The sequence below is a fragment of the Vibrio sp. LQ2 genome (genome assembly GCF_023920125.1).
Classification (GTDB): Bacteria; Pseudomonadota; Gammaproteobacteria; order Enterobacterales; family Vibrionaceae; genus Vibrio; species Vibrio fluvialis.
The window spans coordinates 3,127,172-3,153,435 of sequence record NZ_CP085308.1 but is presented as its reverse complement, the minus strand read 5'-3'; the positions used below and the strand labels follow the sequence as shown (position 1 = coordinate 3,153,435).

Sequence of the window (26,264 nt, the reverse complement as noted above, 5' to 3'; positions counted from 1 at the left end):
TTTCCGAATTTTAATAGCCAGCTTTTAGCTGGCTATTTTCGTTATTGGGCCTCCCACTTTTCAGGCTCGTATAATCCTTATCCCTTAAAGTTAAAGTGTGAGCCGTTTTCATGGCACTGAAACCAACCATTTATAAGTTCCGCATCGCACTGACGGACATGAACCGCGATCATTACGATACGCTCAACCTTACCGTGGCACTCCACCCTTCAGAAACCGAAGAGCGCATGATGACACGTGTACTGGCTTACTGTCTTAATGCCCACCCTCAACTACAGTTTACCAAAGGCATTTCGACCACCAGCGAGCCGGACATCTGGCAACAAGACTTAGCCGGGCACAACGAACTCTGGATCGAATTAGGTGAGCCAGAGGTCGAACGGGTGAAAAAGGCGACCCGCCTGGCCGATGTAGTAAAAGTCTACACCTATCAAACCAAGTCAGATATCTGGTGGCAACAGAACAAAGGTAAACTAGGCTACCACAGCGCTGAAATTGTGCGCTTTGACCCTGAAGCAATCACTGCCTTAGCTGCGAATCCCAAACGCACGGTTGACCTCTCGGTAATGATTACGGGTCATACCGTATTCGTTGAAGGTGACCTCAACAGCCACGAGATCAACTTCGATCTGCTGCAAGCGTTACCAGACTAATTGCACACATTTCAATAGACATCAAACTTTTGGAATCGCCGGAACAATCATAACTAGAGAAACTTGTGATTTTCCGGCAACATAGGGCGCAAAAATTCAGTCTTAAAAAATGGACACTTCAGCAAATTGTTACATCTTTGTTGAGAAAAGGACGTCAGGCTACCGGCTACTGGACTAAAAATGATTGCACGGCTTATCAACCACCACCTTCGTCTGACTAACGATGACGAGCAGTACCGGCGTATATATCTCAATTGCGCATCGGCGATGTTGCTCGCTGCAAACAACGTCTTTTTCTTGTTCTACAATACGGTTCTCGATTTCTATCCTCCTTTGGTATACGCGCATCTGACAACACTGGCGATTGTCTGTTATACCCAATACCTTCTGTTTGTTAAGAAAAAGGCCTGCATGTCAGCAGTACTACTCACCTGCGTGATTTTCCTGTTGACCCATTTTTATATGTTTGATGAAGGGAACCGCGAATACGCTTTAATTTTTGGGTTGATCACGCCAGTCGTTGCAATTGCATTACTGCCCAGAAAAATTTCACTCCCCGCGATTGCCATCCAGTTTGCCGTCTTTAACTACTTCATGCTGTCGCACATGGATGTTTGGCAACCCGCAGAAGATAACTTTGCCAGCTACATCAATTTGGTGGTCGTTTGGATCACATTAGCCATCATCATTTGGTATTTCGACGCCAGTCGCTTGCATGCATACCGGAAAATGAACGAGGCCAACCTCAAGCTGGAAAAACTGGCGATGACCGATTCTCTTACGGGTGTGTTCAACCGCCACTATATTGAGCGCCGCATTGCCAACAGCACTCGTCCCTTCCATGTGGCCATGATTGACGTTGATAACTTTAAGATGGTCAACGATCAATTCGGCCACGTGGCCGGAGATAACGTCCTGAAAGGAATTGCCGATGTGCTCACCCAGTCGTTTGCCAGTGTGGGGATTGTTGGACGCTGGGGTGGCGAAGAGTTCATTGTACTGCTTACTGAAGGCGACAGTGAGGATATCTACCATTTGACTGAACAGGCACGGGCAAAAGTCGCGACCACTAATTTTGAGATCAAAGCACCAGTATCCATCAGTATTGGGCTGGCTCAGCATGATCTCGGTGACTATGAAGCGACGCTGCGTAACGTCGACAAAGCGCTTTACAGCGCGAAGTCGGAAGGCAAAAACCGTATCGTCTCGACATTCCGTTACTAGTATCCTTCCATGAAAAAAGGCCCCGCAGGGCCTTTTGGTGTTCTTGATGATGTCTCAGTAATCAGGCATTGAGCGTAGCGTGCGGACCAAATACTTCGTAGTGAATACGCTCACCACTCACACCCAGAGCCATTAGCTGTTTCACGATGCTTTCCATGAAGGCCAGTGGGCCACACAAATAGAAGTCACCATCTGTCAGTGGCAGATCAACCAGACTGAGATCCATCGCTCCAGAGCGCGAAGCGCCGCGTTGACCATTCAGATACCAGATATGCTGCTGCCAGCCTTTTACCGCTATCAGGGTTGCAGTTTCGTCAACAAAAGAGTGCTGCAAAGGCGAGTTACACGCGTGCAGATAAGTCACCTGCTGTTTCTCACCCTGAGCCAGAGTTTGCAGCATGGCCTGAACGGGTGTCGCGCCCACACCAGCAGAAATCAGGACCACCGGGCGATCACGCTCAACATAGAAGAAATCACCAGCCGGAGCGTATAGCGAGACACTATCCCCCTCTTCAACATGGTCATGCAGGTGATTTGACACCAAACCTTCAAACTCGCTGCCAACACCTTCACGCTTAACTGAAATGCGGTAGTTCACACCATTTGGTGCTTGTGATAGTGAGTACTGACGGATCTCTTTGTACTGACCACCCTTTGGCGTTACTTCAATCCCAATATACTGACCCGGCTGATAATCCAAGACAGACCCGCCATCTTTTGGTGCCAGAATGAAACTGGTCACCAGCTCCGATTCCACTCGTTTTTCTGCAACGACAAATTCGCGCGCATTCGCCCAACCACCGACGGCTTGTTTGCGCTGCAAATACAGTTCGCCTTCCCGGTCAATAAACACTTTGGCCAGGAACAGATAGGCTGCCGTCCACGCTTCTTCCACTTCTTGTGTGAATGCGTCAGGCGCCAGTTCACGCAGGGTTTCAATCAGATGATGACCCACGATTTGGTAGTGTTCTGGCTGAATGTTGAAGCTGGTATGTTTATGCGCAATACGTTCAACTGCTGCCGTCAGCGCGGCAAGGTTTTCGATGTTCTTGGCGTACGCCGCAATGGCTTCAAACAGCGCAACACTCTGACGACCCGTTTTTTGGTGTGTCATGTTGAAGATGTCTTTCAGTTCCGGGTTGTGGCTGAACATGCGCTGATAAAAATGTTGAGTCAGCGCAGGACCTGCGGACTCAAGCAAAGGAATGGTGCTTTTGATGATGGCAATATTATGATTGTTGAGCATAGATCCAATTCTCCTCAAAGGTGGATACAAATTGTAAGGTGGCTAAAGACCACTCTGTCTGGTTTAAAGCATGACTTTCTGAATCTGATATTGCACTATCCGTACCAATTCATATCTTATTGATTTTTAATAATTTGATTTAATTTCAATCACAAGCAATGAGTCAAATTAACTCTTTTCAATCAGGTCACTTTGACACTAAACTATCCAAAACGAACATTTGGACTCTAGAATGCAGGATTTTTCTATTTCGACGCTGGTCGATATGACCATCGGCCTGGCGAGCGGGCTCAATGATGAAGACCGTTTCAACCGATTGTTGGATGCGGTGCGAAAGACGATTCAATGCGACTGCGTGGCGTTGATGTCGCTGCAGGGCGACACGCTGGTGCCGCTGGCGATGCAGGGCCTGACCCGCGATACTCTCGGACGCCGTTTTCTCATTCATGAACACCCGCGTCTGAATCAAATTTGCGCCTCAACGACTCCGGTACGCTTTGACGCCGACAGTACACTGCCCGACCCGTTTGACGGCCTGCTGATGGATCACGATGATGACCTGCCAATGCACTCCTGCATGGGGTTGCCGCTGATTTTCGGAGACAAACTGCTCGGCGTACTGACGCTCGACAGCCTGACGACCAACGCGTTTGAACATATTCCGCTGCGCAGCCTGGAAGTGTTATCCGCCATCGCCGCTTCGACCCTAAAAATGGCGCTGACCTTTTCTCAGCTCGAAGCGCAGGCAAAGCAGACCCAGCAGCGTCTGGAAGAGCTCAATGAAGAAGCGTGGGAACGTGATGGTGGCGAAATTATTGGGTCTAGTGACGCCATGCAGGTAATGAAGGCCGATTTGGAAGTCGTCGCGCCGTCCAACTTTAATATTCTGATTCACGGTGAAACTGGCGTGGGTAAAGAGCTGGTGGCGCGCACCATCCATCATCTGTCACCGCGTAAACGCCAACCGTTGATTTACGTTAACTGCGCCGCCATTCCGGAAAATTTGGTTGAAAGCGAATTGTTTGGTCACGTCAAAGGCGCTTTTACCGGCGCCGATCGCCATCGTCTCGGGAAGTTTGCGTTGGCAGACGGCGGCACCCTGTTTCTGGATGAGATCGGCGAACTGCCACTGGCGGCACAAAGTAAAATCTTGCGTGCGCTGCAGAACAACGAGATTCAGCCAGTGGGTCAAGATCAGGTGCAGACCATCAACGTGCGTATTCTTGCCGCGACCAACCGCGACTTAAAACAGGAAGTCGAAGCGGGCCGCTTCCGCGCGGACCTCTACCATCGCCTGAGTGTGTATCCTATTCACGTTCCGGCACTGCGCGAACGTAATGGCGATGTCACATTGCTGGCTGGTTATTTCCTCGAAGTGGCACGGCGTAAACTCGGCATCGTGCAGCTCAAAATTCATCAGGAAGCGCTCAGCCAACTGATCTACTACTCTTGGCCTGGCAACGTGCGCGAACTGGAGCACGTCATCAACCGCGCTGCATTAAAAGCGCGTGCCAAGCATCCGATGCAGACGCTGATCACCGTCAGCGCCGAAGATATCGGTGTACTGGAAGGCGAAGCTCATACCCCAGCGAAAACGGCGGTGAAAGCGGCAGCCGAGCCGGCGGTTGATCTGTCGAAGGGATTGCGTGATGCCACCGATGATTTTCAGCGTCGCTTAGTCAGTGAGGCGCTGACTCAAGCCGATTTTAACTGGGCGAAAGCGGGTCGCCTGCTCCAAATTGATCGGGCAAACCTGACTCGCCTTGCCAAACGTCTTGGGCTGAATGTGACGAAAACACACAAGATTGAGCAGAATTAACCTCACACAATGCGCACAAAAAAGGGATAACATCGGTTATCCCTTTTGTTTTTATCGCCAATCAAATCAGGCCGCAGCTGAAGGCTCTGCGAGAGTCGGCTGGCGTGGAAACGCTCGCTCGTACTCTTCCATAAAATCACGGCGAATCAACTGCTCAAGATGCGTTGCACGCTCGGTCGGACAGAAAATCATGAAGTGCACAATCTGCTCTCCCGCTGGCGCACTGGTAATGTCTATGTGTGGCTCGGCATTCGGCAAATCCACGCCAGCGTGCTTTTCAATCATGCTGTTGTAGCGGCGCGCGACATCAATAAAGTGCGAGAAGTGCTCTTCAATCCGTTCATGCATGACAGGCACTAACGGATAAAGATTCACAAATTCCGGCACCACCACCGTGAAGTTATGAAATACGTAGCGTTTCATAAAATTGAGGTTTTTGACCGGAAAGGTAAAAAACATGCTGTTCGGCAAAGTCGCCGTCTTGCCGGTGTAATGATACTGGCCATGTTGCAGGTCGATTTCCTGAATCACCGTCGCCATCATGTTGTGCTCAATCACTTCGCCGCTCAGTTTGCCGACTTCAATCCAGTCGCCAATGCGGAATGAGCGCGAGCTGGCGCGCTGAATCGAACCGGTAAAACAGAGGATGATCTCTTTGGACGCAACCACAATAGCCACGGCTATCGCGGTAACAGACAACGCAAACTGGCTGATCTCCGGTTGCCACAAGACAAACAGCACAAACAAGGTGGCGGCAAAGGTACCGTTTTTGGTACTCGACATCCATTTCCGTTGATGTTCGGTTAAAAATGCCGCATCGCCACGGATCTGCGACAGCGCAACCCGGCGCGTGAACACCGCGAACAGTAAAATGATGAGTGTAAATATAAGTTTGTGTGTCAGCAGATAATCGATAACCGCGTTGAGCTTCTCCACTACCTTCTCCTACTTTCTGTGCACAGCGACTGCCATTCATCTCTGCGGATGATTAAACTCTGTGATTAATTCAAATTTGGGGCATTGTAACCAAGTAACGCGGGAGTGTCGGCACAGGCTGCTCGTTCTATGCGCCCTGTCAAAGGTTTATCCCTATCCCGCTTAACTAGTGCGCAGGCAGTTGAATAAACGTGGGCGTCAAGAGATTCCGCCACAAAACAAAGCGCCGCTTTACAGAGGCAAAGCGGCGCCGGAATATAAGAAGATGAGGACAATTAGCGATAATGATGCGCGGTATTTTCCGCCAGTTTCACAATCACTCGAACTGCCTGTTCCATGCCTTCAATGGTAATGAACTCATGAATACCGTGGAAGTTGTAGCCACCAGTAAAAATGTTCGGACATGGCAACCCCATGAATGACAAACGTGCGCCATCAGTCCCGCCACGAATCGGTTTGATCAGCGGCTGTACGTCGCACGCTTCCATCGCTGTTTTCGCTAACTCAATGATGTGCGGATGCGGTTCAATCATCTCTTTCATGTTGGCATAGCTGTCGTTGACCACTAACTCCACATGGCCTTTCTTGAGTTGACGGTTTAACTCGTCCACCGTTTGCTGCAAAAACGCTTTGCGAGCTTGTAAGCCCTCACGTTCAAAATCGCGGATCAAATAATCCAGTTGCGTTTTCGCCACGCCCATTTTGGCAGACTTAAGATGATAGAAACCCTGATAGCCTTCGGTACACTCCGGTGTTTCCTGCTCTGGCATCATCAGGATAAAGCGCGCTGAGATGTGCATCGCATTCACCATCTTGCCTTTGGCAGTCCCCGGGTGCACGTTCACGCCGTGACAAATCACTTCCGCGCTCGCGGCGTGGAAATTTTCATATTCCAACTCGCCCACAGGTCCACCATCAACGGTATATGCCCACTGCGCGCCAAACTTCTTCACGTCAAAATGATTCGCGCCGCGGCCAATCTCTTCATCCGGGGTGAAAGCAATGCAAATATCCCCGTGGGGAATCGAAGGATCCGCCATCAGCATTTCGACTGCGGTTATGATTTCCGCGATACCCGCCTTGTTGTCAGCTCCGAGCAGAGTGTTGCCATCAGTGGTGATGAGGTTATAACCATGCAGATGATGCAGATCCGGGTATTGAATCGGTGACAGTACTTCGTCTCCCTTACCCAGCGCGATGTCGCCACCCTGATAGTTTTCCACGATTTGCGGTTTCACATGCTTACCGGGGGCATCGGGTGCAGTGTCCATGTGCGCGATAAAGCCGATCGGCGGCACCGGATAATTCACATTGGACGGCAGCTTAGCCATGACATAACCATGCTCGTCCATACTGACCTCGCTCAGCCCCAGTTCCAGCAGCTCGTCGTGCAGCGCCAGAGCAAACACTTTCTGACCAGTCGAACTCGGACAGTGGTGGTTTTTCGGTTTCGATTGAGTGTCGTAGGTTACATAGCGTAGAAAACGCCCCACAAGATTATCCATAGCAAGTCTCACTGTCTGTCAAAACGCAGTTGAGCTTCTCCTCAACTGAAAGAAAACGCGCTTACTCCCAGCGATGCAACATTCGGTGCTGAGATACGCAGCCAATTGCAATCCATAGTACGGATTCTTCAGGAGGATGATTTGCTATAAATCAGTTTTTGGTGGATTAGAACAGAAACGCCCGCCTCAGGAAGAGACGGGCGTGAAAAGCATTACAGCGAGATAAAGATGCCGGCTAAACAGGCACTCATCAGGTTAGCTAACGTACCAGCGAGTACCGCCTTAATGCCGAGGTTCGCTACTTCAGAGCGGCGCTCTGGCGCGATTACCCCAATCGAACCCAACTGAATCGCAATAGAACCAATATTGGCAAAGCCACACAGTGCGAAAGTCACAATCACTTGCGAGTGCTCACTCAGCAGTGCACGGTGGTCAACAAAGTCGATGAAGGCAACGAACTCGTTCATCACGATTTTCTGACCAATGTAAGAACCCGCCATCAGCACATCACTGCTTGGCACGCCAATCACCCATGCCAGTGGCGAGAACAAGTAGCCAAACAGCGCTTGCAGAGTGACGCCGCTAAAGCCCAGCACTTCACCCAAGCTTTCCAGACCCGTGTTGACCATGGCGATCACGCTGACGAACGCGATCAGCATGGTGCCAACCGCCACCGCGACTTTCATACCGTTCATCGCGCCGCTGGCAAGGGCGTCAATCACGTTGCTGTCTTTGGCACTGTCCATTTCAATATCGCTCTGATCCACCGGCGTATCGCGCTCTGGCACAATGATTTTCGCCATCAGCAGGCTGCCAGGAGCCGCCATGAAACTTGCCGCAATCAGGTATTTCAGATCCACACCCAGGCCTGCGTAGCCACCCAGAACGCTGCCCGCAACCGAGGCCATACCGCCCGCCATTACCGCAAACAGCTCTGAACGGGTCATGCGTGACAGGAACGGACGCACCAACAGCGGAGATTCACCCTGCGATAAAAAGATGTTGCCCGTTGCCACCAGCGATTCGGCTTTACTGGTGCCGAGGAATTTCTGAATACCACCACCAATGAACTCAATCACCTTTTGCATGATGCCGAGGTAGTAAAGCGCAGAAATCAGCGCGCTGAAGAAAATGATGATGGGCAGGACGCGAATAGCAAAGATAAAGCCCGAATTCGCCAGGTCACCAAACAGGAAGTTGATGCCCGCATCGGCAAAGCCCAATAAGCTGGAAACCCCGCCACTCAATGACGCCAGCGCACTTTGTCCCCAAGGGAAATAAAGTACCAGCGCGGCAAAACCCACTTGCAGTAAAAGCGCGCGGGAGACAGTTTTCCAGTTGATTGATTTGCGGCTTTCCGATAACGCCACCGCGCACAGTACCAGCACCAGAACACCGATGAATCCAAATAAAAGTGTCATTGTTTTACCCAGTTAACATTTTGTAATAAAAGGAAAAACCAAAAACTTGGTAAAGGAGGAAGCACGCACCTCATCGGCAATGTCGGCAGACAGCGCACTGTGAAGAGAGAACAAATTGTTCATGAGAGATCACCTTATACAAGCGTTGGATGGATCGCAGCTGGTCCGGTCCGTGGGGTCATTCACAGTTCCATGTGACGGCTTGTATTGGCTGAGCACCGGCTCATAGCCGGGCGGAAAGTATAGCGATAGAAAATAGAACTTCATCACATTTTTTGACGCAAACGTTCAAGCGTTCATCCATTGAACAATTGATCAACACATTGGGTAATAAGGGGGACGAGTTATGCACCCAAGCGCATTTAAAATGCCACTTCGCTTCCAGAATAGAATAAAAAAGGCGCGATACTCAGCCTGCAATTTGCAGTTTGAGCTATCGCGTCTACGTTTAATTAAGTCTCTCTAAAATCCCTTTAGATACTAAAATCGCTAACAACGTCATTGCCTCTTGTGATCTGTCTTCGGATCCTCGAGGCGCTTTTATTTGTGCGTTCAGCGATTAAAGCACAGGGGTAAAGTTCACTGTACTCGTTGTTCCCATAGTCAGCGTCACTTCAGCCACTTGGCCATCCGGGTTTGGAATGGTCAGGCCGTCGTACTGAATCGCGCTGTCGTCATCACCGTCACAATTAAACGCAACGGTATAATCCCCTTCCGGAAGATAACCAAAGGCATAGCTGCCATCATCAGCCACTTCCGTAGAGCTGTATGGAGAGACCACGCCATCTGGCACCACAGTGTTAAATTCAGAATCACTTTCGTCCACCAGGTCGCCCAGCGTCGATGTCGCTACGCTGCCCTGATAGAGGTACACATATTTGCCAGTACTCAGCAAACAGGTGCCTTCATCAAAGAGGGTTGGGTCGACGGTGCCAGACAAACTGGTGGCTTCATCGTTGCTCACAATAGACACACCATGAGGTTTTAAAATGTAACCATTGGTGCTGCCACTGCTGCCACGCATCACCAGTGAGTATCGCAGATCAAATTCAATTGTGAACGCTTGTGTGGCTTCATCGCTGACAGTGAAGCTGCCCAGTTGCAGCTTATTACTAGGTTGCTTGAGCGCCTGAGTGCCGTCTTCATCCACGACGAAATTCACGTTCGATTCGGTGCTGATGTGCAGGATCAGGTTTTTATAAGTACCCACCGGGATCGACTGGCTGGTGATGATCAACTTCGAGTCGGTACCTTGATAATCCATTAGGTCAATCTGCTCATAATCCATACTGGGATCCGAAGGATTGACGTCCAGATAGATCGACGACCCGTCTGCTTGAACCAGCTCTACCTGAGTAAAACCGATGGTAACGGAGCTTGCGCTGTCGACTGGTGCATCTGAAACCGAAAAGGAAACTTTAGACGTTTGTACAGATGAATCATCGCCGCCACCGCAGCCCGCAAGTAAAAGAGCAGCACTGCTGAGTGCCATCCAAGGTAAGATTTTCATGTTCACACCACTTATTGATACACTCATCAATTATAGTGCGGAAAAATCGTTCCTCGACAACGTAGTGAGCATTCTGGCAGTAACCTGACAAATTGACGCAATTTTACAAAACGCTGTCATTTTAAGTGTAAAAAAGTCTTTTAAATCAAATACAATCGAAGACCTATCCACGTTGTTAAGTTTATAAACTCCTGTCTTTTCAATGTATTAGCCGCAGTGGCCGCTGCGGCTATTTTTTTATCTATTTTTCGCTCACCCACAACATCCTGCTGCCCATCGATGCCGTCTCTATCATCACTTGCGTGCCATCAGACGCAAACGTCTCGCCACTCAGTACATCCGTCAGTGACTGCGGCCAGTTGAGCTCCACCGTCTGACTGCGGGATGACTTGTTGATGATCACCACGCCTTTTTCACCACGGCTGAACACCAGCAGATCATCATTGGCTTCAATGTTCACCATCGGCAAACCGTGCATGCGGTTGTGAAATGCGATTCTGGCGACCATCTGCGTATCGCGCCAGCTGTCCCGCCAGCGCGGCTTCCCTGCTCCATCACGAATACCACTCGGATCCAGATCGGTGTAGATCAATGGCACACCACCGTCACGTCCCAATACATAGCTGTAAGCCAGCGCCTCACATTGTGGCGTCATCACCAGATTGGCGAATACATCGTTGTTGGGAATGTCATGGGTGATGGCAAACGTAATCGCCCGCTCTTTGGAGAGCGCTTCACCAAAACAATAGGGATCAATCAACCCTTTCAGGCTGCCACCCGGTTGCAGTGCATTAAACAACGTCTGGAACAGCGGAAAGTCGTAGGCCCCAAGTCGGGTCTCTTCCAGATACGGCTGCAAAAACAGCTGATACTCTTCCTTGGTTGCACCACCATCGGTGATAATTTCACCAAAGATGTGCACATCGCGGGTAATCTCTTCCGTCCAGACTTTTTTCAGATGCTCAATCGTCATGTGCTTAGCGGCATCAATTCGAAAGCCTTTTACACCGAGATTTTTCAGCGCCAACAGGTAGTGTTGCTGCTGTGTCACTACATGGTCGTTGTCTCGCAGTGTTGGCAAACCTTGGTCATGCGGGCCGCCGGTAATGCGCCCGTTCTGCACCTGCCATTTGTCTTTCCAATCTTTAATTCCGAAGGCTTCGACGAAATCATCTTCGTTGAACAACGGCTGAGACAAATCGCCGAACAGACACTGATTCTGGTAGTAGCCTGAACGTTTGCGATAGGCCTTCATATCCGCCTCACTCGGATATTGCAGATCAAGCCTCTGTTTGGATTCATTGGCCATGTGGTTAAACACCACATCAGCATATACGCGAAGATCCAGCGCCTTTAACGCTTTGATCATGTTAATAAAGTCTTCGGTGTTGCCAAGTTGGTTGTCGATAACCCGATAGTCCTGCGGCTGATAACGCTGCCACCAGGGAGTACCGGATGGGTGTTGATAAGATTTCATCGGTGGCGAAACCAGCACCGCTTTGTAGCCAGCCTGCTCAATAACGCCAGCTCGCTCAGTAATCAAAGAATATGGCCAGTCGAACGCATGCAAAATGACATCCGTCGGATGAGAACTGATCATGATTTATGCTCCTTCTGCGTTAGCAAGCGAAGAAAACGAAGAAAGTGAATGCAGCTTGCTAATCTTGACGCTGATTATAAATCGACCAATCATGTCGCAATCCCCCTTTGGAGAATAATTTATGGTTGAGAGTCAGGGCGTAGATCATCGATCTTGCACCGATTTGGTTAAACTTTGACTCACTCCCAAGTAACCGATCATGCAAAAGCTATACTTAGTTGCAGGGTCGACACCCCATCTGAGCGTGGCCACTGGCCACAATCCATCAAACTCAAACAGTTACAAACACACCCATTAAACGACGGAGATTGAAATGCGCACACTTCGAATTGACATCGTCTCCGATGTTGTCTGCCCTTGGTGCATCATCGGTTACAAAAGGCTGCAAGCCGCACTCAGCATCCTGTCAAACGAAGTCCGGGCGGAGATCCACTGGCACCCGTTTGAACTCAATCCCACCATGGCTCCGGGCGGCGAAAATCTGCGTGAACATCTGGCCCGTAAATATGGTACGACCCCACAAGCCAGCCAGCAGGCACGGGATACGCTCATCCGCTTTGGCCAGGAAGTCGGCTTTTCCTTTCAATTTTTTGATGACATGCACATCTACAACACACGTAAAGCCCATCAGCTGCTGATGTGGGCGAATCAGCACCACAAGCAGGGCGAACTGGAAATGCTGATGTTCGATGCTTACTTCTGTCAGGGGCAAGTGATGGACGATGATGAAGTGCTGCTCAGCCTGGCAGAACAGGTCGGCCTTAACCGGGCCGAATGCCAGCAGGTTCTGGCGGACGAATCCTGGGCGAAAGCGGTCGCCAATACCGAGCAGCAGTGGTTGCAGGCGGGCATTCACGCCGTGCCGGCGATCATCATTGAGCAGCGCCATCTGATATCCGGGGCGCAAACCACCGAGAACCTCTTGCAGATGCTGCGTGAGATTGTCAGCAAATCACCAACGCACTAACATTCCGTTAGTGCAGAAAAAGAAAAGGCACCGAGCGGTGCCTTTTGAATTCTATTGAACGCAGCTTAGTGAACGGGCGTGTCAGATTCTGCGAAGAACTTACCGAAGTACTGCTCCATCACTTCCGGCGTCAGTTTGCCTTCCGCTTCAAGCTTTTTCAGCTCAGCAGCAATCGCTTTCTGCTCTTCCAGGCTTGGCAGCGCCACCTCTGGCTCGCTCCCCATTTCCTGAGACATCTGCTCCAGTTCTTTCTCAAAATCGCTCATCTTACTTACCTAATTGTTCATAAATCACTGAGGGGGAGTTTACCCAACTCCCCCGCCTGATTCTAGAGCTTAAAGCTGCCAACCATCTTATCCAGACGTGCCGACAGGTCACGCAGCTCCTGACTCGCTTCCGCCAGCTCTTCTGCGGTGCTGGTGGTGACTTCGTTGATGGCATTGATTTCTTCGATGTTCTGGTTGATGGTGTGGACCACGGTTGATTGCTCCTCGGTCGCGGTGGCCACTTGCGTGTTGCGATCCGAGATGTCGTGAATGCGATCCGAAATACTCACCAGCACCTGCACCGCTTCATCCGACGAAGAAACCCCTTCTGAAGTCACAGCAATACCCGCCGACATGGCCGTTACGGCGTCTTTGGCATCGCTTTGCAGCTGGTTGATCATCTTCTGAATTTCTTCAGTCGAGGATGCAGTGCGGCTGGCCAGATTACGCACTTCATCGGCCACCACGGCAAAGCCACGGCCCTGTTCGCCCGCACGCGCCGCTTCAATTGCCGCGTTCAGTGCCAGCAGGTTGGTTTGATCCGAAATATCGCGAATCACATCAAGGATTGAACCGATATCTTGTGTCGTGGCTGCCAGTTGCTGTACGACCTGACCCGTACTTTCGATGTCGGCCGCCAGTCGGCTGATCGCATCTTTGGCTTTGTTCACTACGGCACGGCCTTCGTCAGTGCTGTCTGAAGCCTGATTCGCCGTTTCTGCTGCGGTTGCCGCATTTGACGCAATTTCCGAGATGGTCGCGCCCATCTGGTTAATCGCAGTCACCACCTGAATGGTCTGGTCACGCTGCTGTTGGCTGTTGTCGTGAGTGGTGTTGGCTTTGTGCGAAACGGTTTCCGCCGCCACTTGCAGTGAATTGCTGGTAGAAGCCACTTCCTTCATCGACTGATGAATCTTTTCGATAAAACCGTTAAAGCCTGAAGACAGCTGGGCGATTTCATCTTTACCCGCGATCTCAATACGCTGTGACAGGTCACCGTCACCTTTACCCAGATCAGTAAAGCGCTGCGCGATTTGACGAATCGGATTGGCAATGCTGTTCGCCAGCACAATACCCATCACAATGAAAATCGCCGCCACCACAATCGTGATGATCAACATACGCTGCGCCATTTGGTCGAGATCGGCGAACACTTCGTTGACCGGTACCGTACCAATCACGAACCAGTCCATCGATTTGATGTACAAACTCGCGACAAACACTTGTTCGCCGTTGTACTGAGTGTTAATCAGGTTAAAACCGGACTTGTTCAGCAACTGATTTGAGTCAGCGCCATACAGGCTGTTGAGCGACGCTTTGGCCTGATTCTTCTGACGATGAATCTGCACGTTCCCTTTCGCATCGGTCAGGAACACAAAACCGGTATCTTCAATTTTGAAACCGTTCAGCAGTTTCACCATGTCGTCCATCGACTTGGACAGACCGGACATACTGTCACCGTTCAGCTGCTGATAGTTGGCAAACATTTTCACTTCGCCCGTTGCTTCCTGGAACATACTCACCATGGTTTGGTTACCCGATGAGGTGAAACCGAAGAACCAGCCATCCTGCTGCTGATTAAGCTGGCGCAGGAAGCCATTCTGGTTCCAGTAATAAGCCGTTTTGCGGTTGGCCACCGAGGCGTCGTTCAGTTTGTACTGATTGCGCACGTTGTTCAGCTGTTTAACCAGTACCGCCTCTGCCGCAGGATCGATATCCTTGTTGGCAATGGCTTGCTTAATGAATTCGTTATTGGCGATCTGTTCCGCGGCCTGAAGAAGCGTACTCACTTCGCGGTCGATCTGAGCGCTGATCTGTTCCAGCATGGATGGCAGCTCAATGTCTACCAAACGATGCTCGAGCACATCACGTGCCTGACGTTGAGCCATCACACCCAGAATGATGGTCGAGGCGAGCACGGCCAGAGTAATTCCGAGCACCACCTTTTGTTTAATTGTCATATTATTGAATTTGAACATCTTCTCCGCCTTTTACACTTGGCTGCTGCCAATACCAGTCACGTTGTCGGCCACTCAGTGGCTTTCTTGAGAGTTATCTCTGATTTTTATGTAATAAATGTCTTAGGTTTCACAAATTTGGCCACAATCCGTTCAATAAGCGGCCAATCATCCAGAGCTAAGCATGGTCGAGAATGTCCAGAAATGACCAACTTTTCGCCAAACAAACTCTCTGTCGAAGTTTTGCGGAACTTTTCTTACAAACGACTCACTAAATGCCCAGAGTAAGAAGGGTATACAAACGCCAAGGAGAGTTGGGTTTCATGCAGTCACAGACTTTTCAAACACTACAGACCTATCTGAATCAACAAGTCATCGGCCAGGAATCGCTGGTTGAACAGCTACTCGTCGCGCTGCTCGCCGATGGCCATATTCTGGTGGAAGGCCCTCCCGGGCTGGCCAAAACCCGCGCCGTCAAATCTCTTGCCGATTGTATCGAAGGCGATTTTCACCGCATTCAATTTACGCCCGATTTATTACCCGCCGATTTAACCGGTACCGATATCTACCGCCCGGAAACCGGTGAATTTACTTTTCAGGCCGGACCGATTTTTAATTCTCTGATCCTGGCCGATGAGATCAACCGCGCGCCCGCGAAAGTGCAGGCGGCGATGCTCGAAGCGATGGCCGAGAAGCAAATTACCGCTGGTCGTCAGACTTACCGTCTGCCAAAGCTGTTTCTGGTCATGGCAACTCAGAACCCGATTGAACAGGAAGGCACCTACCCGCTACCGGAAGCGCAATTGGACCGCTTCCTGCTTCATCTGGATGTGGATTACCCAAGTGCCGAACACGAGCTGGCGATTCTGCGCCTCAATCGTGGCGAGGCTCAGGGCACCGCGACCGCGACGCCACCGCTGGTTACTCAGGCACAAATTTTCGCAGCGCGCCAAGAGGTGCTCGCTATCCATATGGCGGAGTCGATTGAGCAGTATCTGGTTCGTCTGGTGATGGCAACCCGCCACCCTGCGCAGTACGACGCCAAACTGGCGGAATGGATTGAAATGGGCGTCAGCCCGCGTGCGACGATTGCGCTGGATCGCTGCGCCCGCGCACACGCATGGCTGAACGGACGTGATTTCGTGAGCCCGGATGATGTGCAGGCGATGGTTTTTCCGGTGCTGCGTCACCGCTTGCTGCTGACTTATCAGGCGCAGGCGGAAGGCGTGCATCCGAATCAGGTGATTGCACACTTATTGTCTCTGGTCGGCAGCGCATAAGGTCGAACCATGGCAACGACACCGCTTCATCATTTGCCACCCCATGCTAATGGCGTAACACTGAGCCTCGAAGAGCTACTGCCGTATCAGCAGCAGAGCGTACGCTGGCTTCCGCCGGCGCGCAGCTTATGGACGCAAATGTCCGGTCAGCATCAGAGCCGCAGCCTGGGCCGCGGAATGGATTTTGCCGAGGTGCGCCAATATCAACCTGGCGACGATATTCGTGCCATTGACTGGCGGGTCACGGCGCGCACGGGCAAGCCGCACACCAAGCTGTTTACCGAAGAACGGGAAAAGCCAGTGGTGCTGTACATCGATTTAAGTGCGTCGATGCAGTTTGGCTCGCAGCTGATGCTGAAATCCGTGCAAGCTGCGCACGTCGCCAGCCTGATCAGCTGGCTCTCCGTAGCACAAAAAGATCGCGTTGGTGCGGTGATTGACTTGGGCAACAAGCAGATTGAACTCAAACCCACCAGCCGCCGCAAAGGGCCATTGCAGTTAATGGCGCAGTTAGTCAGTGCGCAGCAAGAAGCGCTCAGTAGTCTCTCGCCTGAACAAGCGCCGTTGCACAACGCACTGCAAGTGCTTAACCGCATGTGCCCCAAAGGCAGCGAGGTCATTTTGATCAGCGACTTCGTGCGGTACGACGATTCACTTAAGCCATTATTCAACCAGCTGCGCAAGCATAACCGCGTTCGTCTGGTGCATATTTATGATCCGCTCGAGCAAGGGAACACCGCTTTTCGGGGTGTGGAACGGGTAAGAGATAACCAACAAACGCGCTGGCTCAACTTTTCGATAAATAGTACGCGCACAGGCATCAAAAAAGCCTTTGAATCTCAAAAAGAAAAACTAAAATCATTGAGCCAATCTATGGAGATGGATTACCGCTCACTGACATGTGAGATCCCTTTGCTGCAACAACTGTCCGGATAATAAAAATATGAAGGAAACATCGTCGACATCCCTTGATCTTAATGCTTTGCATCTGCCTGCTGCACCGTCCTGGTGGCCTTTGGCCTGGGGTTGGTGGGCAACAGCGGCAGGCATTATTGCGGTTGTCGTAATTATCATGTTGATGATTCGCTGGAAACGTAAACGCATGGCGCCGAAAAAAACGGCTCTGCGTCTGCTCAATCCGCATCTGAAGCAGACGCCTTCTTCGGCGATTGAACTGCTCAGACAAGCGGCGCTTTGTTATTTTCCTCGCGAAGAAATCGCCCATCTGACGGGCAAAGAGTGGTACAACTTCCTGGATACTCAGGTCGGCCGTCCACTGTTTGTTCCGAACGAGAATGTGTGGCAGCAAGCCTTGTATCAAAAGCAGAAAGTCGAACACGCCGATGCGCTGGTCGCTGACTGCTACCAATGGGTTAATGATGCTTTGCCGCCCAAGAAAAGGAGACCTGTGAGCATTGGCAAACATTGAATTCGTATGGTGGTGGCTGTTTGTTCTGGTGCCACTGCCGCTGATTGTTTATCGTTTTTTACCTCCGGTAAAAGAAAGGGCAGCGATTCAACTGCCCTACCTTCCTCAACAAAATCAGGCAATTGCTCCGCGCCAATGGCTTGCGAAAACTCTGGTCATTGCGCTCTGGCTCTGTTTGGTGACCGCCGCAGCGAGGCCCGTCTGGTACGGCGAACCCGTCACCACATCGCCCAAACACCGCGACATGATGCTGGTGGTCGATTTGTCTTATTCCATGAGCCAGCAGGACATGAAATCCGGTGATCAGTTCATCGACCGTCTCAGCGCTGTCAAACAGGTGTTGTCTGATTTTATTGCCAAACGTCAGGACGACCGCTTGGGTCTGATCTTTTTTGCTGACCACGCTTATCTGCAAACGCCGTTGACACTGGATCGTCAAACGATCGCCCAACAGCTCAACCAAGCCGTACTGCGCCTGATAGGCACCAAAACCGCGATCGGTGAAGGAATCGGTTTAGCCACCAAAACGTTTATCGACAGCGACGCACCGCAGCGCGTGATGATTCTGCTCAGCGACGGCAGCAACACCTCGGGTGTGCTCGATCCAATGGAAGCGGCCAAAATCGCGAAGAAATACCACACCACCATTTATACCGTCGGCGTCGGTGCCGGGGAGATGATGGTCAAAGAATTCTTCATGACCCGTAAAGTCAACACGGCTGAAGATTTGGATGAGAAAACCCTGCAGGCGATCGCCAATGAGACTGGCGGTCAGTACTTCCGCGCGCGCAATCAGCAGGATTTACAACACATTTACGACACCATTAACCAGCTTGAACCGATCAGCAAAGCCAGCCAGACCTGGCGCCCTCAAAGCGAATGGTTCGGTTATCCGCTGGCTCTGGCCCTGTTGTTGTCCGTTATTCTGATGATCATGAGGAGAAACCATGTCTGATTTTGTTTTCCTCTCCCCGTTATGGCTCTTAGCGCTGATCCCATTGGGCGGATTGGTTTTGTGGCTGAGCCGACGCGCGAAAAACCAAACGCTGATTGCGCCGCACCTTGCCTCCGCTCTCGGTCTTGCCAGCCCGAAAAGCCAACGCGGTGCGCTGCATCTGCTCGGACTCTGTTGGCTGATTGCCGTCACGGCATTGGCGGGCCCGAGTTTTGAGAAACAGCCGCGCCCAAGCTACAGCAACAGCAGCGCCCGAGTCGTGGTGATGGATATGTCGCTGTCGCTGCACGCCGCCGACATCAAACCTAACCGACTGGCGCAGGCGCGCTACAAGGTGTTGGATTTATTGAAAGGCTGGCAAGAAGGCAGTACGGCTCTGGTGGCCTACGCGGGTGATGCTTACACCGTCAGCCCGCTGACCAGCGACAGCGCGACGATTGCCAACCTGGTGCCCAACCTGTCGCCGGAGATCATGCCATTTCCCGGCGCCAATGCCGCCAGCGGCGTCAAACTGGCGATTGAAATGCTGAAAAACGCCGGGCTCAATCGCGGTGACATCATTTTGCTGGCTGACGATCTCGACTCGAGTGAAAGCAAAGCAATTCGCGCGCTGCTCGACGGCACAGACTGGACACTGATGATTGTCGGTATCGGCACACAAGCGGGTGCCCCTATTCCGCTGGATGACGGGTCGCTGCTCAAAACCGATGCGGGCCAGACTGTGGTGGCCAAAACGGACTTTGCTGCCATGCAGTCACTGGCTTCAGCGGTGAATGGGGTGTTTACCCCCTATCGTGCAGACGGTTCGGATGTCGAGCGCATTCTGGCGCAAACACGCAGTGAAAAACCGGTAACGGGTAGTAAAAATGCACAAACTATCAGCGATCAGGTCAATAACGGCTACTGGTTGGTCGTTCTGCTGCTTGCTCCCGTCCTACTGCTGTTTCGACGCGGTTTTGTTTTTGTCGCCCTGCTGGGCTTGACCTTAGGTTTGCACACGCCGACGGCTGAAGCTTCTCCATGGTTAAACCGCGACCAACAAGCCATGCAGGCCTTTGAGCAGAAAGATTATCAGCATGCCGCCGAGCAATTTTCTGACCCGCAGTGGCAAGGCATCGCCCGTTATGAAGCGAAAGATTATCAAGGCGCGATTGACGCGCTTTCTCAGGTTGCGAAGCCAGACAGCCGCACTCAATACAATCTGGCCAATGCCTACGCCCAAGCTGGTCAACTGGAAAAAGCACGCGATCTCTACCAACAGTTACTCCAAACCGAACCTGACAACGCGGATGCCAAACACAACCTGCAAGTGGTTGAGCAGGCGCTGAAACAGCAACAGCAACAGCAACAGCAACAGCAACAGCAACAGCAACAGCAACAGCAACAGCAACAGCAACAAAAATCGTCGCAGGGTTCTGAGCAAAAGCCAAATCCATCGTCTTCAAACGGCGAGCAAAGCAAGGATTCGCAAAACTCGTCGTCACAAACAGCCAAAGACGAGCAAAATCCGTCTCAATCGTCGAATCACTCGGCGCAAAATTCAGATTCCGCCAGCCAGTCTGAGGCTCAGGCCAATTCGCAGCAAAACCAGCAAAGTGAGCCGCCACGTTCCCAAGGACAGAGTTCAAAGCCACAAGAGGCTGAGCAAAATACGCCTGAAGGATCGCAAGCGAAATCTGACCGTGAACAGCAGGCCCAAGTGAGCCAAGCACAATCGCCAAAACCGTCCGAGGCGCATTCTCAGTCTCAAGCGGACGTGGCCGCTCAGGCACAGCCGACGACTCAGAGCGTCGATCCGCAGCTAAGAAAACTCGAACAGGTTGAGAGTGCTCGCGACCCCAGCCAGTTACTGCGCGCGCAGCTTTATTTGCAGGCGCAAGACAGAGAGCCTCCACAAACGCAAGGTAAGAAGTGGTGATCATGAAATTGTTACAACCTCGTCTCTCAACGCTCAATCGTCTTGTAATCGGATTGAGCACGCTGCTGATGTGTATCGTCAGCTTATCAGCCCAAGCCGCTAACTTTTATGCCAGTGTCAGCAAAAACAAAGTGGCCAAAAACGAAGTGTTTCAACTGACCGTCGTCAGCGATCAGAAGGCGTCGGGTGACGACATCGACTTCAGTGTTCTGGACAACGACTTCTTCATGAGTCGTCCGAGTTTCAGCTCATCAGTCAATATCATTAACGGCAGCCGCAGTAACCGCAGCGAATGGACCGTGTCGCTGGCCGCGAACCGTCTCGGCGTGGTGACCATTCCGAGTTTTGAACTCAATGGGGCCAGAACGCAGCCGATCGCGCTGCAAGTTACGCAGGATGAACAAGCCCCCAACAGCGATGATCTGGTCGAAGTACGCAGCCAACTGTCACGTTCAACACTCTATCCGAGCGAAAGTGCGCTGTTTAAAGCCAGATTGATCATCAAGGCCGATCCGCGCCGTTTGCAGGATCCGAAAATCGCGCCACCTTCTGTCGACGGAATGGCGCTGAAAGCGGCCAGTGAGCCGAATCAGTACCAAACGGTGATGGACGGAATTCAGGTCACGGTTGTCGATCAGGACTTTCGTATCACCGCCAGTGAGGCGGGTGATTTCACTCTGACTGAACCGAGCTTCCAAGGTGCGCTGATATACGGCAGCAGTTACAGCGGCAGCACGCGTATTCTGCCGCTGCAAACCACGCCGAAAACCTACACCCTGCACGTCGATCCCAAACCAGCCGACTATCAGGGAGCTTGGCTCCCCACCAGCAAACTCACCCTTAGCGAGCAATGGCTCGACAGCCAGGGAAAACCCATTAGCGGCCGTCATTTCGCCACCAAAGTGGGCGATTCGATTACCCGAGAGGTAACGGTTCAGGTCACGGGTCTGACTCAGGAACAGTTGCCCAACATCAGCCTCAGCTACCCGGATTCTGTGCGGGTGTATGATGAAAAACCGCAGTTCGCCACACTGGATAGCGGCGATGTCGCCATGACGCTGAAACAGGTACTGATCCCGCGTCAGAGCGGTGAAATTGCGCTACCCAAAGTAACGATGCAGTGGTGGGATACCGTCACCAAAGCGCAGAAAACCACCACAGCAGAAGGCCTGACTTTAAGCGTCGCCGCGGGCGATCCCGGCACCGTGACCGCTTCAACACCACTTCCTGCGACGCCTGCGCAAGTGCAGACAACCACGGTTAACGATGCTGGATTCTGGCCCTATCTGACGGCGCTGTTTGCGCTGTTGTGGCTCGCCACACTGGGGCTGGCCTGGCGCTGGAAGTCCTCGCCAGGCAAAGCAGCACCACAAAGCTCAGCTCAGCCTGTCGCCGATACGCCTTATGAACAGCTGCAACAGGCTTTGAATCGTGATGATGGCATCGCCATTTCGCGGGCCTTGAACGTTTGGATGCAACACGTGACGTTAACGGATGCAGAAACCGCGCAGCTGACGCTTGCGCTGCACGAACTCAATCAGTCGCTCTATGGCGCTCTGCCGGGCAAAAACAACAGCAGCGAACTAAAACGGTTAACCAAAGCCATTCACAAGCAGCAACCGAAACGTAAAAAGCAGGTCAAATCGCCGTTAGCAAGCCTATGAACGTGATCTGCCGCCTAACTCCACTCCGACAGTTTGGTCTACGCTGTCGGAGTTGGGTTGACAGGAGAAGACCATGACACAATGGAATACCAAATCGGCGCTGACCATGGGGATCAGCATTCTGCTCGGACTGGGACTGCTGGGCTACTTTGTCGAACAAGCCGCAGTGAAGTTCAAAGAGTACGACCGCATCGTCACGGTAAAAGGCCTCTCGGAACGTGAAGTGCCGGCCGACACCGTGATTTGGCCCATCCAGTTCACGCTTGCCGATAACGAACTGCCGACCTTGTTCACCACTCTAGATGCACAAACTCAGCAAGTGATGCAGTTTCTGGCGCAGCAAGGTATCGACACCCAATCGATTTCTATCTCTGCCCCTGCAGTGATTGATAAAAAAGCCCAGCAATACGGTGGCGAAGCGCGGATTGAATACCGCTATCTCGCGACGCAAACCTTAACCGTCTACAGCACGCATGTGGATTTGGTCCGTCAGGCGATAAGCCAGATAGGTCAGCTAGGTAAACAGGGCATCGTGTTTAATCAGGACAATTACAACAATCGAGTGGAATATCTGTTTTCTGGCTTGAATGACATCAAACCAGCCATGATTGAAGAAGCGACCAAACAGGCGCGAGAAGTGGCCGAGAAATTCGCCAAAGATTCGCAAAGCAGTCTGGGCAAAATTAAACGCGCGACACAAGGCCAGTTCTCGATTGTCGATCGCGACAACAACACGCCATATGTGAAAAAAGTGCGCGTCGTCTCGACCGTGGAATATTTCCTTTCTGACTGATACCAATCAGGCCTGATCAATTAGACCAGGCCGTTTTGCTCTCCCCCACGACCCGGTTGCGGCCAGCGTGTTTCGCTTCATAGAGCGCTTTATCAGCCTGAGTGTACATCTGGTCAAACTGGATTTCGCTCGGCTGAATACGCGCGACGGCAAAGCCAATTGACACGGTCAGCCAGTCCCCATCCGGATTGCAACAATGAGCAATCTCTTCCCGCTCAACGCTCTGGCGAATGCTCTCCGCCAACGCCGCGACCTGTTGTGGCGAGTGATCCGCCAACAGTAAAATAAACTCTTCACCGCCAATGCGGCAGAAACCTTCATTGTGTGCTGGCGTATGCTGGCTGAGAATGTTGCCGATGCGCATCAGTGCGATGTCTCCTTCCAGATGCCCGTATTGGTTGTTGAACAGACCGAAGTGGTCAATATCGAGCAGAATCACGCCGAAATCGACACAGCGTGCATCCCGACGCTCACAGGTTTGTTCCAGAAGATGGGTCAGCATGCGGCGGTTGCCCAATCTCGTCAGCGGGTCCATTTTGGCCAGCAGATCGAGCTTTTCATTGGCTTTTTGCAGATCGCGCGTGCGATTGCGCACTTCGCGTTCCAGATTCTCGTTCAGTTCACTGATCGCCTGCTGCGCTTTGGCACGCAACAACACTTCGGTCAGGTTGGAGGCAAACATACGAATCACATCGCGCAATTGCGACGACAATGGCGAGCGGCGAATCAGGTTGTCAGCGGCGATAAAGGCGATCGGTTTTCCTTTGTCTGCCAGCATAGTCATCGCCGTCCAGCCATAACCGACGATGCGGCTGTCGTGATAAATCGGCACCGATTCTTTAAACACCACATCACTGGGATGATTGCGCGCCAGTGCCACGATATCGTTATTTTCCACCGTCGAGCGAAAATAGGACTCGTCAACAATATTGCCCTGAATGTTGGTGCCCCAAGTGCCTTGCAGATAAGTACAGGATTCATCGGTCAGAAACACGGCCATGCGATCAATCCCCATTCGGTTGATGGCAAACGCCACGGCCGATTTACACACGTCGCTCACCGTCAGGCAGCGCGACAGTTCCACCATACTGGCGTGCAACATGCGTACGTTCTGCTCCTGCCGTTTGCGAATGTAGATTTGCGCCAACAGCGAGCCAAACGACTCCAGCATCTGCTTCTGATACTCATCGGTCGGCTGGCGATGAAGAAAGTTATCCATCGCGATCCAGCCAAACACGTCGTCACCATCGCGCAGCAGCAACATGCCGTTCCAGCCCTGACCAATCACCTGACCGGCCGTGTAGAGTGGCGCCTCTTCAATCACCACTAACGTTGAATTTCCGTCAGCAATCGCCGCCAGATAACGCGCTTCCAACTGATGCAGATCATACTGATTGTGGTGTTCGCTGATGGTCTTGCCGTGTTCGTTGGTGCCGTAAGTGCCTATAAAACATCGCTTTTTCATATCCAGCAAAAAGAACGCCGCGCGATCAAAACCGAGACGATCCCGCACTGCCTCCACCGCTGCGCGGTGCAGGGCATCGAGGCTGTCTGGGTTCGCCAGTTCAATCGCCAGTTGATGCACCAGCTTCATGTTGTCGATAAAGGTTTCACGCTGGGTAATTTCATCGCGATACTTGGCTTCACGAATATCGCGATGTTTAAACTCCTGCGCCGCATCGGTTTCCGCCCGAATAGATTGCCAGCGCGCCGCGATCAGTTGCAGGCTGTCGAGTTCTCCACTTTTGAGCATCTGCGTCACCCGGTCTTCATCAACCGCCTGAATGAGCAGATACATGCGCCGCTGACTGTGATTATCCAGCGTGAGTATATAGCTTTCTCCACCCAGCAAGGAGTAGTAGTCCCAGCCACAGGTGTTGGTGGCAAGCGGGATCAGCGTGTCGGAGGTATCAAACTGCGCCGCCCATGACCAGAAGGTATCCGGGTACTCGCTCAGCGGGGTATTCTTACCACAACTGAAAAGCGATTCCGGTTGATGTGAAGACGACGGCGCGTAGCAGACCAGCATGGCATGAGGTGCCAGCAGGGGTTGCAGAAAAGCAAATGTCTCGTCTGCCAGCATCGCATAGTTGCGGCAGGCAGAGAGTGTTTTCAGCAAGGACCGAGAGAGCATAAGAGAGCCTGATATGTCTGATTGAATAGGGAAAAATTAGAAAATTGCCCGTTTATCTTCAATCACTTCACCGTACCGATGTTAAGCGCGCCGCAAATCCGCCGCGCGAACTTTTGCATTCTGGAGCCGAACAACAGTTTTGAGATCTTGTTTCCAATTATTTTTCAGACAATAGCCAGTAAAAACCTCGCTTCGCAAATGTAAGACAAAGTAATTCCACACTTTTCGAGTCAGGCCAAATCATTGCTGGCATCCCCCCCTGCTCTGCATTCATAATAACGGCACTGCTGATGGAACCCTGTTTATGCTCAAATCCGGCTGTTTTTTGCTGCTCTTATTGTTCAGTTGCTCCGCTCTGGCCGATGTGGAATTGGTCAAAGTGGATAAATCGAAGCGTCGTATGTATCTCATCGACGATGGTCAGGTGATCCGTGAATTTCGAATTGCGCTGGGCAAATCGCCAAAAGGGCACAAACAGCAGGAAGGCGATCAGCGCACACCGGAAGGCCGCTACTACCTCGATTTCGTTACCGAGCATTCCCACTTCTATCGTTCCATGCACATCAGCTACCCCAATCTGCGCGATAAACACCACGCTGAGACACTCGGCGTCGACCCGGGCGGCGAAATTAAAATCCACGGTTTAAAGACGGATTATTCCGGCAACCCCGAGTTTATTCAGAGCTTTGACTGGACCAATGGTTGCATTGCAATCACCAATCAGGAGATGGACGAGTTTTTGAGTCTGGTCAAAATCGGCACCCCGATCGAGATTCAGTGGTAACCCACCAACTTCCTTGTTCTGCTGTTAGCGCCACGTCAACGTGCGTCATTGTGTGATTTCTATCTATATAATCAGCGGTAAAACGCCGCGCTAATTCCATGATTGAGCTAAAGTAATTGTTAAAAATACATAATATTTCATGTACTTTAGACGCTCATTCATTTTAACGCCGGAATAAACAGTCGTCCGAGTGTAGCGTTAA

21 protein-coding genes are annotated in these 26,264 nt (G+C 51.6%); 12 read left to right on the top strand and 9 right to left on the bottom strand.

The features are described 5' to 3' along the window. Positions 1–110 precede the first annotated feature (110 nt). Both LGV68_RS14705 and LGV68_RS14700 read left to right on the top strand, forming a co-directional pair. Entirely contained in the window at positions 111–653 is a 543-nt protein-coding gene (locus tag LGV68_RS14705) for a YaeQ family protein (protein ID WP_252535584.1), read from the top strand. A 180-nt stretch (positions 654–833) separates the two neighbouring features. After that, complete coding sequence (locus LGV68_RS14700; protein ID WP_233971813.1) at positions 834–1,877, top strand: GGDEF domain-containing protein; 1,044 nt, start codon at positions 834–836, stop codon at positions 1,875–1,877. A gap of 61 nt (positions 1,878–1,938) precedes the next feature. On the opposite strand, the gene hmpA is transcribed toward LGV68_RS14700, so the two are convergent. Next, positions 1,939–3,123 carry an NO-inducible flavohemoprotein gene (hmpA, locus tag LGV68_RS14695; protein ID WP_047462017.1) on the bottom strand — a complete coding sequence of 395 codons (1,185 nt, stop codon included), beginning with the start codon at positions 3,121–3,123 and terminating at the stop codon, positions 1,939–1,941. 232 nt (positions 3,124–3,355) lie between these two features. Between hmpA and norR the strand changes: the two genes are divergently transcribed. Next, positions 3,356–4,942: a nitric oxide reductase transcriptional regulator NorR gene (norR, locus tag LGV68_RS14690; protein WP_020329815.1), complete on the top strand. Its 1,587-nt coding sequence runs from the start codon at positions 3,356–3,358 to the stop codon at positions 4,940–4,942. 66 nt (positions 4,943–5,008) lie between these two features. Here norR and LGV68_RS14685 read toward each other — a convergent pair whose 3' ends face one another. The 5 genes from LGV68_RS14685 to LGV68_RS14665 form a co-directional block, all read right to left on the bottom strand. Then, positions 5,009–5,878: a mechanosensitive ion channel family protein gene (locus LGV68_RS14685; RefSeq protein ID WP_222738362.1), complete on the bottom strand. Its 870-nt coding sequence runs from the start codon at positions 5,876–5,878 to the stop codon at positions 5,009–5,011. A gap of 275 nt (positions 5,879–6,153) precedes the next feature. Further along, the gene (gene pepT, locus LGV68_RS14680) at positions 6,154–7,383 is read right to left on the bottom strand and encodes a peptidase T (protein ID WP_024375586.1); all 1,230 of its coding nucleotides are present in this window, start codon (positions 7,381–7,383) and stop codon (positions 6,154–6,156) included. Positions 7,384–7,595: 212 nt separating this feature from the next. Then, positions 7,596–8,804 carry a NupC/NupG family nucleoside CNT transporter gene (locus LGV68_RS14675; protein ID WP_020329812.1) on the bottom strand — a complete coding sequence of 403 codons (1,209 nt, stop codon included), beginning with the start codon at positions 8,802–8,804 and terminating at the stop codon, positions 7,596–7,598. A 559-nt stretch (positions 8,805–9,363) separates the two neighbouring features. Next, positions 9,364–10,314: a DUF4382 domain-containing protein gene (locus LGV68_RS14670; RefSeq protein ID WP_233959247.1), complete on the bottom strand. Its 951-nt coding sequence runs from the start codon at positions 10,312–10,314 to the stop codon at positions 9,364–9,366. Positions 10,315–10,555: 241 nt separating this feature from the next. Continuing rightward, on the bottom strand, positions 10,556–11,914 hold the full coding sequence (locus LGV68_RS14665) for an alpha-amylase family glycosyl hydrolase (protein ID WP_252535582.1): 1,359 nt from the start codon (positions 11,912–11,914) through the stop codon (positions 10,556–10,558). A gap of 313 nt (positions 11,915–12,227) precedes the next feature. On the opposite strand from LGV68_RS14665, the gene LGV68_RS14660 reads away from it, so the two are divergent. After that, on the top strand, positions 12,228–12,881 hold the full coding sequence (locus LGV68_RS14660; RefSeq protein WP_044365326.1) for a DsbA family oxidoreductase: 654 nt from the start codon (positions 12,228–12,230) through the stop codon (positions 12,879–12,881). A gap of 65 nt (positions 12,882–12,946) precedes the next feature. Here LGV68_RS14660 and LGV68_RS14655 read toward each other — a convergent pair whose 3' ends face one another. Together LGV68_RS14655 and LGV68_RS14650 are read right to left on the bottom strand one after the other, a co-directional pair. Then, positions 12,947–13,147, bottom strand: a complete 201-nt coding sequence (locus tag LGV68_RS14655; RefSeq protein ID WP_020329808.1) for a restriction endonuclease subunit S — start codon at positions 13,145–13,147, stop codon at positions 12,947–12,949. Positions 13,148–13,209: 62 nt separating this feature from the next. Continuing rightward, on the bottom strand, positions 13,210–15,126 hold the full coding sequence (locus tag LGV68_RS14650; RefSeq protein WP_032081710.1) for a methyl-accepting chemotaxis protein: 1,917 nt from the start codon (positions 15,124–15,126) through the stop codon (positions 13,210–13,212). A 302-nt stretch (positions 15,127–15,428) separates the two neighbouring features. Between LGV68_RS14650 and LGV68_RS14645 the strand changes: the two genes are divergently transcribed. The 7 genes from LGV68_RS14645 to LGV68_RS14615 all read left to right on the top strand — a co-directional run bounded on the left by LGV68_RS14645 (position 15,429) and on the right by LGV68_RS14615 (position 23,144). After that, a complete protein-coding gene (locus LGV68_RS14645; protein ID WP_020329806.1) occupies positions 15,429–16,385 on the top strand; it encodes a MoxR family ATPase in 957 nt (318 codons plus the stop codon). Between the two features lie 9 nt (positions 16,386–16,394). Beyond that, entirely contained in the window at positions 16,395–17,321 is a 927-nt protein-coding gene (locus LGV68_RS14640; protein ID WP_020329805.1) for a DUF58 domain-containing protein, read from the top strand. A gap of 7 nt (positions 17,322–17,328) precedes the next feature. Then, a complete protein-coding gene (locus LGV68_RS14635; protein WP_038128037.1) occupies positions 17,329–17,814 on the top strand; it encodes a DUF4381 domain-containing protein in 486 nt (161 codons plus the stop codon). Then, complete coding sequence (locus tag LGV68_RS14630; protein WP_252535574.1) at positions 17,801–18,769, top strand: VWA domain-containing protein; 969 nt, start codon at positions 17,801–17,803, stop codon at positions 18,767–18,769. The genes LGV68_RS14635 and LGV68_RS14630 overlap by 14 nt, the downstream gene beginning before the upstream one ends. Beyond that, on the top strand, positions 18,762–20,687 hold the full coding sequence (locus LGV68_RS14625; RefSeq protein WP_252535557.1) for a VWA domain-containing protein: 1,926 nt from the start codon (positions 18,762–18,764) through the stop codon (positions 20,685–20,687). Before LGV68_RS14630 ends, LGV68_RS14625 begins: the two co-directional genes overlap by 8 nt. Before the next feature lie 2 nt (positions 20,688–20,689). Next, on the top strand, positions 20,690–22,351 hold the full coding sequence (locus tag LGV68_RS14620) for a BatD family protein (protein WP_252535555.1): 1,662 nt from the start codon (positions 20,690–20,692) through the stop codon (positions 22,349–22,351). Between the two features lie 73 nt (positions 22,352–22,424). Further along, positions 22,425–23,144: an SIMPL domain-containing protein gene (locus LGV68_RS14615; protein WP_024375602.1), complete on the top strand. Its 720-nt coding sequence runs from the start codon at positions 22,425–22,427 to the stop codon at positions 23,142–23,144. Positions 23,145–23,160: 16 nt separating this feature from the next. On the opposite strand, the gene LGV68_RS14610 is transcribed toward LGV68_RS14615, so the two are convergent. Beyond that, entirely contained in the window at positions 23,161–25,278 is a 2,118-nt protein-coding gene (locus LGV68_RS14610) for a GGDEF domain-containing protein (protein ID WP_252535553.1), read from the bottom strand. A gap of 304 nt (positions 25,279–25,582) precedes the next feature. Here LGV68_RS14610 and LGV68_RS14605 point away from each other — a divergent pair, with 304 nt between their 5' ends. Further along, the gene (locus LGV68_RS14605) at positions 25,583–26,062 is read left to right on the top strand and encodes a L,D-transpeptidase family protein (RefSeq protein WP_158129592.1); all 480 of its coding nucleotides are present in this window, start codon (positions 25,583–25,585) and stop codon (positions 26,060–26,062) included. Positions 26,063–26,264 lie beyond the last annotated feature (202 nt).